The sequence below is a fragment of the Runella sp. MFBS21 genome (assembly GCF_029433105.1).
GTDB lineage: Bacteria > Bacteroidota > Bacteroidia > Cytophagales > Spirosomataceae > Runella.
Window position 1 is genome coordinate 155,623 of record NZ_JARNTW010000005.1, and the last position, 13,797, is coordinate 169,419.

The window sequence follows — 13,797 nt, forward strand, 5'->3', positions numbered from 1 at the left end:
AAGTATCCGAATTAAAATGACTTTGGTTGGTTGGGAAGGTGCATTTTCTCATTTTTAGCGGTGGAGCTAAGGAGTAGATTTAAAATTATTTTAAACTTTCTAATTTCTTGATTATTATGAAAACTATCCTCATCACCACAGATTTCTCTAGCAACTCTAAGTCAGCCATTCGCTTTGCTCTGCAAATGCACTCTCAAGCTTTATGTAAGTTTGTGTTTTACAGTGTTGTCGAAACCATAGCACCCACATCTTGGCCTAAGGCAGAAGTCGACAAATTTTTGAAATCAGAGTTGGAAAAAGGCAGAGCACAATTAAAAAGTTTTTTGGAGAAGGCTTTCAAACAACTAAAAGTTTCTAACATTGATTATCAATACGAGGTACAAATTGGTAGTGCCGTGAGTAATATGATTATTGCTTACGCTAAAGAGATTAAGGCGGATTTTATTTGTATGGGAACCAGAGGAGCAGGCGCTTTTCAAAAAATAATGGGAACACACGCATCGACTCTGGTCAATTCTTCGCCGGTGCCGGTGATTGTAGTTCCCAAAAATTACCGATTAAAAGATATTGACAAAGTGGCTTATGCGTCTGATTTAGAGAATCTTGAGGGGGAGATTCCCACGGCTTTGTCGTTTTCGGGCTTATTCGCAGTTCCGTTAGAGGTATATCATTTCAACATGCTTACTCCCAAGCAAAATGAAACGAAAGAGAAAGGACTCAATTTACAGTACCGAAACCAACTTTGTAGCTTTTACTGTTTACAACAAAAAGTACAAGATACCTTTATTAAAAACCTGCAACGAGTAATTAAAAATAAGAAGCCGTCAATGTTGATTATGTTTTCCAAACATAAACCCAACTGGATAGAGCGCTTGTTTTTTGCGGGCTTTACGGCAGGGATGAGCTTTGATATCAATATTCCGCTTGTTTCATTTAGAAAAGAATCGTAGTTTCATCAAATTTTATTTATGGAAATCATCATCATCCTGCTTCTTACAGTACTCAATGGTATATTTTCAATGTCCGAAATTGCCGTTGTTTCTTCGCGTAAAGTCAAACTTGAAAATGCTGCTCGCCGAGGAAGCAGTTCTGCCCAACAAGCTTTAGCCTTGCTCAATTCCCCCAATCAATTCCTCTCCACCGTACAGATTGGTATTACGCTGATTGGTATTTTGCTGGGGATTTTTGGGGGAGAAAGCCTGACGGGTGACCTGCAAGCAATACTCAATGAAGTGGCGTGGCTCAAACCTTATAGCCGTCCATTGGCTGTAGGTGGAGTGTTGGTGATGATTACTTTTCTTTCTTTAGTAATTGGGGAGCTAGTACCTAAGCGGATAGGACTAACCAACCCCGAAGGAATTGCCCAAACGGTGGCTTTCCCTATGCAAATTTTATCCAAAGCGACGGCTCCTTTTGTGTGGCTTTTGACCAATACTACGGAGTTGTTGTTAAAAATTTTGCAAATCAAACCTTCTTCCGACAACAAAGTGACTGAAGAAGAAATCAAGGCCATTATTCAAGAAGGAACCGATGGCGGTGAGGTACAGGAGATTGAACAAGAGATCATGGAGCGGGTTTTTTTGCTGGGAGACCGCAAAGTATCATCTCTTATGACGCACCGTAGTCAATTGGTATGGTTAGATACCGAAGATACTCCTGACAAAATCCGCCAAAAAATTACTACTGAAATACATTCAGTTTATCCACTTTGTAATGATAGTTTCGATGAAATCATCGGTATCGTAACGATGAAAGATATTTTTCGGCAATTGATGGAAAACAAACCACTAGATTTGATGGCCATCAAGCAGCCTGTTCACTATATTTCAGAAAACAGTTCGGCTTATAGAATTTTAGAGCGTTTTCAAGAATCGCGGCAGCATTATGGAGTAGTCATTGACGAATATGGTGCTATTCAAGGAATGGTCACCCTCAATGACCTCATGGATGCTCTAGTAGGTGATGTGAGCGATACCATTTATGACGATGAAAAAAGTATTGTTGAGCGCGAAGATGGTACCTACATTACAGACGGTCAAATCCCATATTACGACTTTTTGAGTTATTTTGAACGAACAGATCTTTACGAAGACAATACGGCCTTCAATACGCTTGCGGGGCTTCTTCTTGAAAAGTTGGGTGACATACCTACCGTAGGCGAAAAAATCTACTGGAAAGGTTTTAGCTTCGAAATTTTGGATATGGACGGTGCTAGAATCGACAAAGTGCTAGTGAAATTATCTTCTTAGCGTTTTTATTCTTTCTATCTTAACAACTCTGTGGCCGACAAAGCCGTACAGAGATACTTCTAATTTGTACCTGAGGATGCACTATTTGGCACTTTAGTGACAATTTGTTGTCTTTTTTTGGGTGATATTAAAATCTAATTAAATTTTCTTTGTATTTATTTAGATTAAGTCTAATTTTGCCAGTAATTAATAATAAGTCTAAATAAAATTTATATTGTTTTCGACTTATTGATTAACAACAAAATGATGGTCTTGAATCATCATTGGTGAAAACGATATTTTATCCACCCTTTTATGAAAAAATTATTTACTTCTATTTGTTTAATATTCATTGCAGTTAGCGTTTTTGCCCAAACCGCCACTATCAAAGGAAAAATCTACAGCAAAGAAAATGGGGGAGTCGGTCATGCCAATATAAAATTGGCAGAAAGCAATATCGTAGCGGTAGCTGATGAAAACGGATATTTTGTAATGAAAAATGTGCCGTTTGGCCAGCAAGAACTCTTAGTTACGTCGGTCGAAATAGAGCCACAAAACGTAAAAGTTAATGTAAACAAACTTCAAACACCTCTATCTGTTGTTGTTAAACCCAAAAACTTTGACATTAATGAAGTCCGTGTGGTTCAGAAATCTGAAAAGAAGGAAATTGAAACACGGGGTTTTGCGGTAAATGTCATTGAAACCAAAGAAGTTGCACAGCGAAACTTTCAAACCAACGAGTTGCTAGACAGAACAGTCGGCATCAGAGTTCGTCAAAACGGAGGGTTAGGGTCTTCAGTTAATTACAATCTAAACGGAATGTCGGGAAATTCAGTGCGTATTTTCATTGACGGCATTCCTATTTCTACTTATGGAGAATCGTTTAGCCTAAATAGTATTCCGCCTGCTTTAATTGAGAAAATAGAAGTATATAAAGGCGTGATTCCAGCTCACTTAGCCGACGATGCTTTGGGAGGTGCTATCAATGTGATTCTTAAAAAAGGGTCTATGAATAACCTTTCGGCTTCCGCTTCGTATGGCTCTTTCAATACATTTCAAACAAATTTCAGTGGTACATACCGTAACGAAAAATCGGGCTTTACCGTAAAAGCTTCTGCCTTTCACAATTATTCTGACAATGACTACGAGGTATGGGGCAAATTTGTTAGGAATATTCTCCCCAATGGTCGCTATGAATATGTGCGAGCTAGGCGCTTCAATGATGCCTATCGCTCCACTGGTGGCCAAATCCAACTTGGGTTTATGAATGTAAAATGGGCAGATCAATTTTTTATCGGTTATAATGGTTCCGACGATTTCAAAGAGATTCAGCATGGTACCTACATGTCGATTCCTTACATGGGGCGATTTACCAAATCCCAAGCAAATGTATATAGTTTGAACTACGTCAAGAAAAACTTCCTAATCAGAGGACTTGAGTTCAATGTAAATGGGATGTATAGTCAGCGTGGGCAAGTGGTAGTTGATACCGTGAAGTGGAATTATAACTGGTATGGCCAAATCAGTGTGGGACTCAATGGAAATCCTATTTTACGTCCAAGTGGAGCCCAGCAAGCTGCCCCCACTATCATGAATTTGGATCGGAATATTGGTACCTTCAGGGCAGGTTTAAACTATGATTTGAGCAGAAATCATCGATTGGTATTAAACCATATTTTTTATACAATTGATCGGAGAGAGCAGGATTTTATGCGTTCAGAGCTTGAGAGGGAGTTTGTAGGAACCCGTGACCTTCGAAAAAATATCACCTCTGTAGCTTACGAAGCAAAAGCATTTGAAGACCGCCTGAAAAGTAACCTTTTCGCTAAATTTTACCAACAAGGCATCAATCGTGTTGATCCAGTACTACGTGTGGTGGAAGGTCAAAATGTGCGCCAAGAAAACCGCGCAAATAGTAGCAAAAGCCACACAGGTTATGGTTTAGCGATGTCTTATACTGTAGCACCGAAGTTTATTGTACTGACTTCGGCCGAAAAAGCAGTACGCTTACCTTCTGAAAGTGAAGTGTTTGGCAATCCGGGCGAAAACATCATTGAAAACTTTGGTATTCGGCCAGAAGTAAGTTACAACTATAACTTAGGACTCAATGCCGGCAATTTTTACTTTAACAAACATCGTTATTCATTCACCGTTTCAGGCTTTATCCGTGATACTCGCGACAAAATCGTACAGCGAATCAATCCTCGTGTCAATGATGCCCTTCAAACCAATCCTTTTGAAAACTTAGGAAAAAATAAAGCCATAGGTTTTGAGGCAGACTTCCATTATTCGTTTGACAACAATCTTCGGGTGGATCTGAATATGTCGAAGTTTAATTCGGTTTTCAACGTGCGTTATGACCCCAACGGTCGAGAATATGATTACTATAATCGACAATTGCCCAACGAACCATTCTGGACAACCAACGCCAATGTACAGTATACTATCAAAGATTTGTGGAAAGAAAAATCGGCCTTAAACCTGTATTACGGTTTTCGTTTTGTAGAAAGATTTTATACGACTTGGCTTCTTATTGAAGACTTCCGTACCCCTCGTCAGTATATCCAAGATATGGGGGTAAGCTATGCATTTCCTCGGAATAAGTTTGTCATTAGCGCAGATGCAAAAAATATTTTTGACCAGCAGGTGTATGACAACTTCGCAGTTCAGAAACCTGGACGTGCTTTTTATCTGAAACTTAACTATCTGATTAATAATTTTTAAATTTTAATTTATCCACAATGAAACAACAATTGAGAAACATTTTGCTTTATACTTCGGTAATCAGTGCATTTACGATTGCTAGTTGCGACAATTCGGGTGGTGGTACGGTAGAGCCAGATGAGACTACCAAAGAACGCTGGATAACCGTAGCAGGCGCCTTGATGGGAACTACCCCAGGGGATGGAAACGGTGGTACAATGGTATATTCTGTAAGTAAAGAAGATGCCAAAAATCCAAACGTCTCTATCAGTGTTTATGACAATGGTTTTCCGGTAAAATCAAACCGAACAGCACGTTTGCAATCTTCAGAAGATGGCAATACGCTATTTAATATCGCTTACACAGGCGACAACGGAGGTGAATTTGCCCGCTATAAAGTGAATGGTTCAGGTAGTTTTGCCCAAGAAGATGTGACGGTAAATATTTCTCAATATGCAAGTACATCGCCACGTTGGTCTAAATTATTGGATGGCGACAAAACGGGTATTGCGGTCAATGTAGCTAACATTGCCGCCAACAATGCTACTGACAAAACGAAGGCATTTGCTTATTATAGAGGTACTGCTACGGTATTAGCCCTTGATTTGCAGAAAGTACTTATCAATGGATACAAACAATACGAGATTCCTTTGTCTACGGAGGAAGAACTAAACGGTCATACTATTTTCCGTTTGGATGCACCCGTACTTAACAAAGCTCAAAACAAGCTTATTATCGGAACGTGGATGCGCAAGTACAATCCTGCAACAGGTGTCATCGAAAGTACTTTTGACCGTTTAGGTAGTAAATCGGTAGTGGTAGATTTCCCTTCTTTGGAAAATCCTAAAGTGATTACTTCTACCGTAAGCAATGGCGACAACAGCGGCTACCGCAGCCCTAATGCCTTTGTAGGTGATGACGGAAATATCTATCAGGCTACCCAACGTGATAGTAAAGGCTCACATATTTTGAGAATTAACCAAAACAATGAGTACGACAATTCTTATGTCTTTAGTTTGGACGCTGCTTTGGGTGTAAAGGGCTCCTATGTAGACAGCTGGAAGTATGCGGGCAATGGAATTGCATATGTGCTTTATACTCATGATGGTACCGAGCAAGGCTATATCGCCCGTCTTGACCTAAATGCTAAAACTGCTACTAAGGTTAATATTGATTATGATGCTGACTTGAATTTTGGTCAATATCAAGGTATTTTGGTAAGTGGTGATGAAGTCTACGTAGCCGTAACTCCTACGGGTAAAGACGGAAACATTTATATTTTCAACAGCAAAACAGGCGCTGTCACTAAAGGTGCAAAGCTCGTGAACAAAGCTGGAAACCACTATATAGGTGTTTTTTAAATCAAATTATCTATAAAAGAAGGGGTCTCCGATGCATCGGAGACCCCTTCTTTTATAGATAATGATAAGTTATAATTTACCAAATGCTTGCTCAAAATCAGCTTTGATATCATCAATGTGCTCAATCCCTACCGATACCCGCAATTGATTAGGATCAACGCCCGCCGTTATTTGTTCTTCGGCAGAAAGCTGCGAGTGAGTCGTGGAGGCTGGGTGAATAATAAGTGTTTTTGAATCACCAACGTTGGCTAAGTGACTGATCAACTCAAGGCTGTTTACAAATTTCTCTGCTTGAGCTTTGTCGCCTTTGAGCTTAAACGATAACACGCCACCAAAGCCGCGATTAAGATATTTTTTGGCAAGTTCGTGATAGGGATTGCCTTCTAATCCTAAGTAATTAACACTTTCGACTTGTGGATGAGCTTGCAACCACTGCGCCAAAGCAAGGGCATTTTCACCAATTCGCTCTACTCTTAAAGTAAGGGTTTCGAGGCCTTGAAGTAATAAGAAAGAGTTGAATGGCGACTGAGACGGTCCCCAGTCGCGAAGTCCTTCTACCCGAGCACGGATAATAAACTGAATATTACCGAAAGGCCCGCCAATTCCAAAAACATCGTTTAAGACCAAGCCGTGGTAGCTTGGCGAAGGCTCAGTAAATTGGGGGAATTTGCCATTGCCCCAATTGTAAGTACCTGCATCTACAATCACGCCGCCCATGCTCGTGCCGTGTCCGCCAATCCATTTAGTGGCAGATTCTACCACGATGTGTGCGCCATGCTTGATAGGTTGCGCAATCGCTCCACCTGCACCAAAGGTATTATCGACAATAAGAGGCAAATCGTATTTTTGGGCTAATTGGGCAAATGCCTCAAAATCAGGAACATTAAAGCCAGGGTTGCCAATTGTTTCTAAATATAAACACTTGGTTTTTTCATCAATCAACTTCTCAAAATCTTCGACTTTATCACCTTTTACAAAACGTGCCTCTACGCCGATATTTTTGAAAGAGTTTTTGAATTGATTGTAAGTACCTCCATATAAAAACGAAGTAGTGACAAAATTGTCTCCTACGGTAGTGATATTGTTGATTGCCAAAAACTGGGCTGCGTGTCCTGAACTTGTTGCTAAGGCAGCTACTCCACCTTCCAACGCTGCGATACGTTTTTCGAATACATCGCTGGTAGGATTCATGATGCGAGTGTAAATATTTCCAAACTCCTTGAGCGCAAATAAGTTAGCGCCATGTTCCGAATTGTTGAAAACATAAGATGTAGTCTGGTAAATAGGTACTGCGCGTGAATTGGTGGTAGGGTCGGGGGCTTGCCCTGCGTGGAGTTGGAGGGTTTCGAATTTCATAAAATTGATGGTTTTGATAATGAATAATATAAAGATTGATATAGAAGGTTAAAGTCTGAATTTTGGAATTGCTTTGCGCTTTTGTATTAAAAACTACTTTGAGGGGATTTTTAATCATAAAAAATCTAAATCATCCCTAATTAAGTAAGGGATAGGAGGTAGCAAACCATGCCAATCCAATAGCGCTCACCTGCATTACTTAAACTGATTACTGCCTGAGTTTAGACAAAAATAAAATCTCTTCTTTCTCTAGTGATTTAATTGTTTATGCAAAGATGAAACCAAAAAAGTCCTTCTCCAAATATTATTTATGAAATTTTGGTAGTGAGAAAGTGTGCTCAAAGAAGAGTAAGAGAAGCAATAAATGAGGATTTTGAAGAATTTGCAAGGGAGATTTGGGGCAGTGATGGTCTTTAATTAGAAAGTAGGACTAATTATTTATAAAACCACAAATTCATGAAAAAGACTTGGTTAGGGATTTGTTTTTTGATATGCCTCTCACTACCTGGAAAAGCCCAACAAAAAAATGCCATTCAACCCAATATCGTGTTGATTGTGGCGGACGACTTAGGCTACGGAGATGTGGGTTTCAATGGCCAAAAACTAATAAAAACTCCCAATCTGGATCGTTTGGCGGCTCAAGGAATGCGCTTCAATCAGTTTTATGCTGGCACTACGGTATGCGCCCCTTCGCGTTCAGCACTTATGACAGGGCAGCACACGGGGCATACGTACATACGAGGCAACAAAGAAATGATTCCCGAAGGTCAACAACCCTTGGCGGCTTCTGAAACCACCATTGCCGAAGTCTTGAAAAAGGCAGGATATACCACAGCTGCATTTGGTAAATGGGGGCTGGGGCCAGTAGGGTCGGAGGGAGACCCTCTCAAGCAAGGCTTTGATTATTTTTATGGGTACAATTGTCAAAAGTTGGCACATCGCTATTATCCTGCTCACCTTTGGGAAAATGAAAAGAAGATAGTTTTAACGGAAAATCAGAATCTTCAATTTGCAAAGACTTTTGCACCAGACTTAATTCAAGAGCAAACTTTGACATTTATTGACAAACAAAACGATAAACAGCCTTTTTTTCTGTTTTTACCCTACATTTTGCCTCATGCCGAATTGTTAGTCCCTGACGATCCTCTTTTGGAATATTATAAAGGGAAATTTCCTGAAAAGCCATTTAAGGGAGCCGACTATGGCGTAGACGCCAAAGATGGTGGATATACCTCTCAACCTTATCCACATGCTACCTTTGCAGCAATGGTGGCGCGCTTGGACCAATACGTTGGAGAGGTCATGGATAAGCTCAAAGCCAAAGGTTTGGATAAAAATACCATCATTATGTTTTCGAGCGACAATGGCCCTCACGTTGAAGGAGGTGCTGACCCTGTTTTTTTTAATAGTGGAGGAGGGCTTAGGGGAGTTAAGCGTGATTTGTACGAGGGCGGGATTCGGGTACCTTTTGTGGTAAGTTGGCCTGGTACGATAAAACCCAATACCCAAAGTGATTTTGTGGGAGCTTTTTGGGATTTGTTTCCTACAGTGGCCGAGCTTGCTCATACCAAAGTGACTTCACCTACTGACGGACTTTCTTTTGCAGCTACTCTTACTGGAAAAGGCAAACAAAAACAGCACGAATATTTGTATTGGGAGTTTCATGAAGGAGGCGGTAAGCAAGCCGTTCGCCAAGGAAACTGGAAAGCCGTCAAACTGAATGTAAATCGTCCAGAATCCTCTAGAATAGAACTCTACGATTTGACCAAAGATAGTTCAGAACAAGTAGATTTGTCTAAGCAATTTCCTGACAAAGTAGCTAAAATGGAAGCATTGATGAAAGAAGCTCACCGAGCTTCTGCCCTATTTCCGTTGGGAGCTGACTGATAATAAGTGGTTTTTAGAAAATAACACCAATAATTTTGGCTAGAATTTTAAAAAAAGCTACCTTTGCGCCCTCATTTACAATGAGTTCATTTTTATAAACGTTTAACAATTCTCAGTATGTTTACAAAACAGTATGAGATGGTGTTCATTTTAACTCCCGTTTTGTCTGATCAACAGATGAAGGACACCGTCGAGAAGTTTCGCAAAATCCTTACCGACAACGGTGCGGAACTAGTACACGAGGACAATTGGGGCCTAAAGAAATTGGCTTATCCTATCCAAAACAAAAACACAGGTTTTTATCAACTCTTCGAGTTTAAGTCTGAACCTTCACTTATTCAAGTGATTGAGACAGAGTTTCGCCGTGATGAGCGTGTGATGCGCTACTTGACTGTCGCTATGGATAAGCATCATGTAGCGTATGCAGAACGCAGACGCGGAGGACTTGTAGGAAAAAAACAAACCGAAACATCTAAGGAGGGCTAAGACAATGACATTAGTAAACGAACCCATCGAGCGTAATCAAAACCGCAAAAAATACTGCCGCTTCAAAAAAGCTGGTATTAAGTTTATTGATTACAAAGACCCTAACTTCTTATTGAAGTTAATCAACGAGCAAGGTAAAATTTTACCTCGCCGTCTTACTGGTACTTCATTGAAGTATCAACGCAAAGTGTCGCAGGCTATCAAACGTGCGCGCCACTTAGGATTATTACCGTACGTAGCTGATCAATTAAAGTAAAAACGGAAGGAGAAAACTGACGATGCAAGTTATTTTAAGAACTGATATTGCCGGGCTTGGTTACAAAAACGACGTTGTAGATGTAAAAGCTGGCTATGGTCGCAACTATCTTATTCCGCAGGGCTTCGCGGTAATGGCGACAGAATCAAACAAGAAACAATTGGCCGAAAATTTGAAGCAAGCTTCTCACAAGGCCGAAAAAATCAAAAAAGACGCTGAAGATTTGGCGGCTAGCATTGGAGATATTACTATCCAACTAGTAGCTAAAGTAGGTGACAGTGGCAAGATCTTTGGACGTGTGACCAACACTCAGATTTCTGATGCACTTAAAGTAAAAGGTTTTGACGTAGATCGTAAGAAAATTACGATTGAAGACGTAAAAACAGTAGGTACTTATAAAGCAATCCTCGACTTACACAAAGAAGTAAAACATTCTTTGAGCGTAAGTGTAGTAGGCGAAGAATAATAAGTCACTAGTTGTACAATATAAAAAGGTGCGCCTAAAAGCGCACCTTTTTGCATTTGCATGATTACTTTTCGACGGTAGCCGAAGGGGTGTTTCCTTTTCCTTGGAGGCTATCCAGCAAATCCTGTAGCATTTTTTCGGCTTCGGGAGTATATTTTTTGAGAGCATCTGAGCCTTGGGTTTTGAGCTGCTCAAAGTATTCTGGCATTTTGTCGATTGCACCTTCAGCTTCCGATTTGAGGTCGTTGGCTTTGGTTTTGAGATCTTCAAACATCTTTTCACCCTCTTCTGTCTGTAAATATTTGTGTAATGCTACTCCTGCCGCTGCGCCGAGGATAAAAGTAGCTAAGTGTTTGGCATTGACCATGGCAATTGTTGGTTTTAGTTTAAAGATGAGACAAATCAAATTCTTTTAAGTCACATAAAAAATGACTTTTATACCAACGGATGGGTTTTTATTTAGACATTATAAAACTCAACACTAAATTTGTTTGTTGTTTTGGTAGCCTTCTCAAATACTTCTCTTTGACAAAGGCTGTTCGCAATTTAAGTATCACGAATAACGTATTTCTCTGTGCTTGATATTCAAAAAATTCGTCAAGATTTTCCTATTTTAGAGGAGGTTGTCAATGGCAAACCATTGGTTTACTTTGACAATGCCGCCACTACTCAAAAACCCCTGCCCGTATTGAATGCTTTGGCGCGTTATTATGAGCATTACAATGCCAACATCCACCGGGGGATTCATTCATTGGCCGAAAAAGCAACTTCTGCATTTGAGGCGTCTCGATATAAGATTCAACATTTTATGAATGCTCGTCGGGTAGAGGAGATTATCTTTACCTATGGTACCACCGATGGTATCAACCTCGTTGCACAAACCTACGGACGTAAGTTTTTGAAAGAAGGTGACGAAATTATCATTAGTACCATGGAGCATCACTCCAATATTGTTCCCTGGCAAATGCTCTGTGAGGAGAAAGGTTGTGTGCTACGGATCATCCCTATCAATGATGCGGGCGAACTTTTGATGGATGAGTTTGAAAAGATGTTGTCAGAAAAAACCAAACTCGTGTCGGTGGTTCATGTTTCCAACGCCCTCGGAACCATCAACCCTATTGCCGAAATTATCGAAAAAGCACATGCTGTAGGAGCCAAGGTGCTTATCGATGGGGCACAAGCAAGCTCTCACATTACAATAGATGTACAAGCACTTGATTGTGACTTCTACGTGTTTTCGTTGCACAAGCTCTATGGCCCTACGGGCATGGGCGTTTTGTATGGTAAAAAAGAAGTTTTGGAGGCGATGCCGCCGTACCGGGGGGGAGGAGAAATGATTAAAGAAGTGACCTTTGCCAAAACTACCTACAATGATTTGCCTTATAAATTTGAAGCAGGCACACCCAACATTGCTGATGTAGTGGCGGCTCATAATGCACTAGAATATGTCGAAACTCTTGGTAAAGACAAAATTGCAGCATATGAGCATGAACTGCTAGTGTATGGTACTGAGGCTCTTAGTAGTATAGAAGGGCTGCGTTTGGTGGGTACTGCCAAAGAAAAAGTAAGCGTGATTTCGTTTGTAATGGAGGGCATACATCCAGAAGATATTGGGGTGATTCTGGACCAGCAAGGTATTGCGGTTCGGACGGGGCATCACTGTACACAGCCTTTGATGCAACGCCTCGGAATCGTCGGAACTTCTCGGGCCTCTTTTGCGGTTTATAACACCAAAGAAGAGATTGATAAATTGGTGGTAGGCTTAGAACGAGTCAAAAAAATGTTAAACTAAATTTAAAAATAATGTTATCAACGACAATTAGCACAAAAAGTGTCATTGACTCTCTACAGGATTTGCCTGAAAGAGTAAGTGTCGATGAAATCATTGAACGAATTATCGTGATTGCTAAATTGGATGATGCGTTGGAACAGGCAGCATCAGGAAAAGTGGATTCACATGATAATGTTATGACTCAAGCCAAGCAATGGTTAAAACGATAATATGGACGGAGCCTGCTAAAGAGGATTTACGTGATGTAGTTTCTTATTTAATGCGTGATTCAGACGTTTTAGCAGAAAACTGGGTAAAAGAATTAGAGCATAATTTGCTTATCTTAAGTAAGTTTCCTGAAATGGGAAAGATGAATCCTGAAAAAGAAATCCGTTTTATCAGAGAAATATTTGTTGGCAAATACAGAATAGTTTATAGTTACTTAAATGATGTAATTACTATATTGATGATACGACATCAATCAAGACCTCTAGGTAAAATAGAATGACAATCAACGAAAAACAAGACGAGCTAATCGAAGATTTTGATTTGTTTGACGAACAGTTAGACAAAACACAATATATCATTGACTTAGGTAAAAAACTGCCTCCTATTGATGAAGCTTACAAGACCGACGACAACCTGATTCGGGGGTGTCAGTCGAAGGTGTGGCTACACTGCGAAATGCGTGATAATCTCGTTCATTTTGAGGCAGATAGCGAACCAACAGCCCAAATCAGTAAGGGATTGGTGAGTCTCTTAATTAAGGTTCTTTCGGACGAAAAACCCGAGGATATTGCGGCTGCCCAACTTTATTTCATTGAAAAAATAGGCATGAGCAATATCATCACTTCGCGTCGTGCGGGAGGATTGGCCTCTATGATTGCGCGGATGAAAGAATTTGCCCAGAGTCAAATCGTACCCAACTAATCAACCATACAATGACCGAAGAAGCAGAATTAAAAGAAGAAGTCATAAAAGCAATAAAGCAAGTCTATGACCCTGAGATTCCCGTGGATGTATGGGAATTGGGGCTAATCTATGACTTGAAAATCTTTCCTGTCAATAACGTCTACGTAGAAATGACGCTCACTTCTCCCTCTTGCCCTTCGGCGGGGACGATTCCGGGTGAGATTGAACAAAAAATCAGGGAAGTAGAAGGCGTAAACGATGTGAGCGTAGAACTTACTTGGGATCCTCCCTACTCGCAAGATATGATGAGTGATGAAGCCAAGCTTGAGCTAGGCTTTTTGTAATAATGTAAAAATGAGTAAATTCAGTCA

15 protein-coding genes are annotated in these 13,797 nt (G+C 40.3%); 13 read left to right on the forward strand and 2 right to left on the reverse strand.

Going from position 1 to position 13,797, the window contains the following annotated elements; translation table 11 throughout:
• Positions 1–116 precede the first annotated feature (116 nt).
• The 4 genes from P1X15_RS13565 (at position 117) to P1X15_RS13580 (ending at position 6,292) form a co-directional block, all read left to right on the forward strand.
• On the forward strand, positions 117–950 hold the full coding sequence (locus P1X15_RS13565; protein WP_277338668.1) for a universal stress protein: 834 nt from the start codon (positions 117–119) through the stop codon (positions 948–950).
• A gap of 18 nt (positions 951–968) precedes the next feature.
• Positions 969–2,249, forward strand: coding sequence for a hemolysin family protein (locus tag P1X15_RS13570; RefSeq protein WP_277338669.1), 1,281 nt, complete (start codon positions 969–971; stop codon positions 2,247–2,249).
• Positions 2,250–2,543: 294 nt separating this feature from the next.
• The gene (locus P1X15_RS13575; protein WP_277338670.1) at positions 2,544–4,952 is read left to right on the forward strand and encodes a TonB-dependent receptor plug domain-containing protein; all 2,409 of its coding nucleotides are present in this window, start codon (positions 2,544–2,546) and stop codon (positions 4,950–4,952) included.
• 17 nt (positions 4,953–4,969) lie between these two features.
• The gene (locus P1X15_RS13580) at positions 4,970–6,292 is read left to right on the forward strand and encodes a hypothetical protein (protein WP_277338672.1); all 1,323 of its coding nucleotides are present in this window, start codon (positions 4,970–4,972) and stop codon (positions 6,290–6,292) included.
• Positions 6,293–6,361: 69 nt separating this feature from the next.
• Here P1X15_RS13580 and P1X15_RS13585 read toward each other — a convergent pair whose 3' ends face one another.
• A complete protein-coding gene (locus P1X15_RS13585; protein WP_277338673.1) occupies positions 6,362–7,648 on the reverse strand; it encodes an O-acetylhomoserine aminocarboxypropyltransferase/cysteine synthase family protein in 1,287 nt (428 codons plus the stop codon).
• A gap of 456 nt (positions 7,649–8,104) precedes the next feature.
• On the opposite strand from P1X15_RS13585, the gene P1X15_RS13590 reads away from it, so the two are divergent.
• From P1X15_RS13590 to rplI, 4 genes are all read left to right on the forward strand, one after another.
• Positions 8,105–9,535, forward strand: coding sequence for an arylsulfatase (locus tag P1X15_RS13590; protein WP_277338674.1), 1,431 nt, complete (start codon positions 8,105–8,107; stop codon positions 9,533–9,535).
• A gap of 117 nt (positions 9,536–9,652) precedes the next feature.
• Positions 9,653–10,021: a 30S ribosomal protein S6 gene (gene rpsF, locus P1X15_RS13595; protein ID WP_028666056.1), complete on the forward strand. Its 369-nt coding sequence runs from the start codon at positions 9,653–9,655 to the stop codon at positions 10,019–10,021.
• Positions 10,022–10,025: 4 nt separating this feature from the next.
• Complete coding sequence (gene rpsR / locus P1X15_RS13600) at positions 10,026–10,277, forward strand: 30S ribosomal protein S18 (protein ID WP_013930944.1); 252 nt, start codon at positions 10,026–10,028, stop codon at positions 10,275–10,277.
• A gap of 22 nt (positions 10,278–10,299) precedes the next feature.
• Positions 10,300–10,743, forward strand: coding sequence for a 50S ribosomal protein L9 (rplI, locus tag P1X15_RS13605; RefSeq protein ID WP_277338675.1), 444 nt, complete (start codon positions 10,300–10,302; stop codon positions 10,741–10,743).
• A 64-nt stretch (positions 10,744–10,807) separates the two neighbouring features.
• Here the strand turns inward: rplI and P1X15_RS13610 are convergent, their stop codons facing one another.
• Positions 10,808–11,110: a YtxH domain-containing protein gene (locus P1X15_RS13610; RefSeq protein ID WP_028666054.1), complete on the reverse strand. Its 303-nt coding sequence runs from the start codon at positions 11,108–11,110 to the stop codon at positions 10,808–10,810.
• 207 nt (positions 11,111–11,317) lie between these two features.
• On the opposite strand from P1X15_RS13610, the gene P1X15_RS13615 reads away from it, so the two are divergent.
• From P1X15_RS13615 to P1X15_RS13635, 5 genes are read left to right on the forward strand one after another with little or no spacing between them, the layout of a single operon-like run.
• Complete coding sequence (locus P1X15_RS13615; protein ID WP_277338676.1) at positions 11,318–12,535, forward strand: cysteine desulfurase; 1,218 nt, start codon at positions 11,318–11,320, stop codon at positions 12,533–12,535.
• Positions 12,536–12,546: 11 nt separating this feature from the next.
• A complete protein-coding gene (locus P1X15_RS13620; RefSeq protein WP_277338677.1) occupies positions 12,547–12,744 on the forward strand; it encodes a hypothetical protein in 198 nt (65 codons plus the stop codon).
• Positions 12,729–13,022, forward strand: a complete 294-nt coding sequence (locus tag P1X15_RS13625; RefSeq protein ID WP_277338678.1) for a type II toxin-antitoxin system RelE/ParE family toxin — start codon at positions 12,729–12,731, stop codon at positions 13,020–13,022. The genes P1X15_RS13620 and P1X15_RS13625 overlap by 16 nt, the downstream gene beginning before the upstream one ends.
• Positions 13,019–13,444, forward strand: a complete 426-nt coding sequence (locus P1X15_RS13630) for a SufE family protein (RefSeq protein ID WP_277338679.1) — start codon at positions 13,019–13,021, stop codon at positions 13,442–13,444. The genes P1X15_RS13625 and P1X15_RS13630 overlap by 4 nt, the downstream gene beginning before the upstream one ends.
• Before the next feature lie 11 nt (positions 13,445–13,455).
• A complete protein-coding gene (locus P1X15_RS13635; RefSeq protein WP_277338680.1) occupies positions 13,456–13,770 on the forward strand; it encodes an SUF system Fe-S cluster assembly protein in 315 nt (104 codons plus the stop codon).
• Positions 13,771–13,797 lie beyond the last annotated feature (27 nt).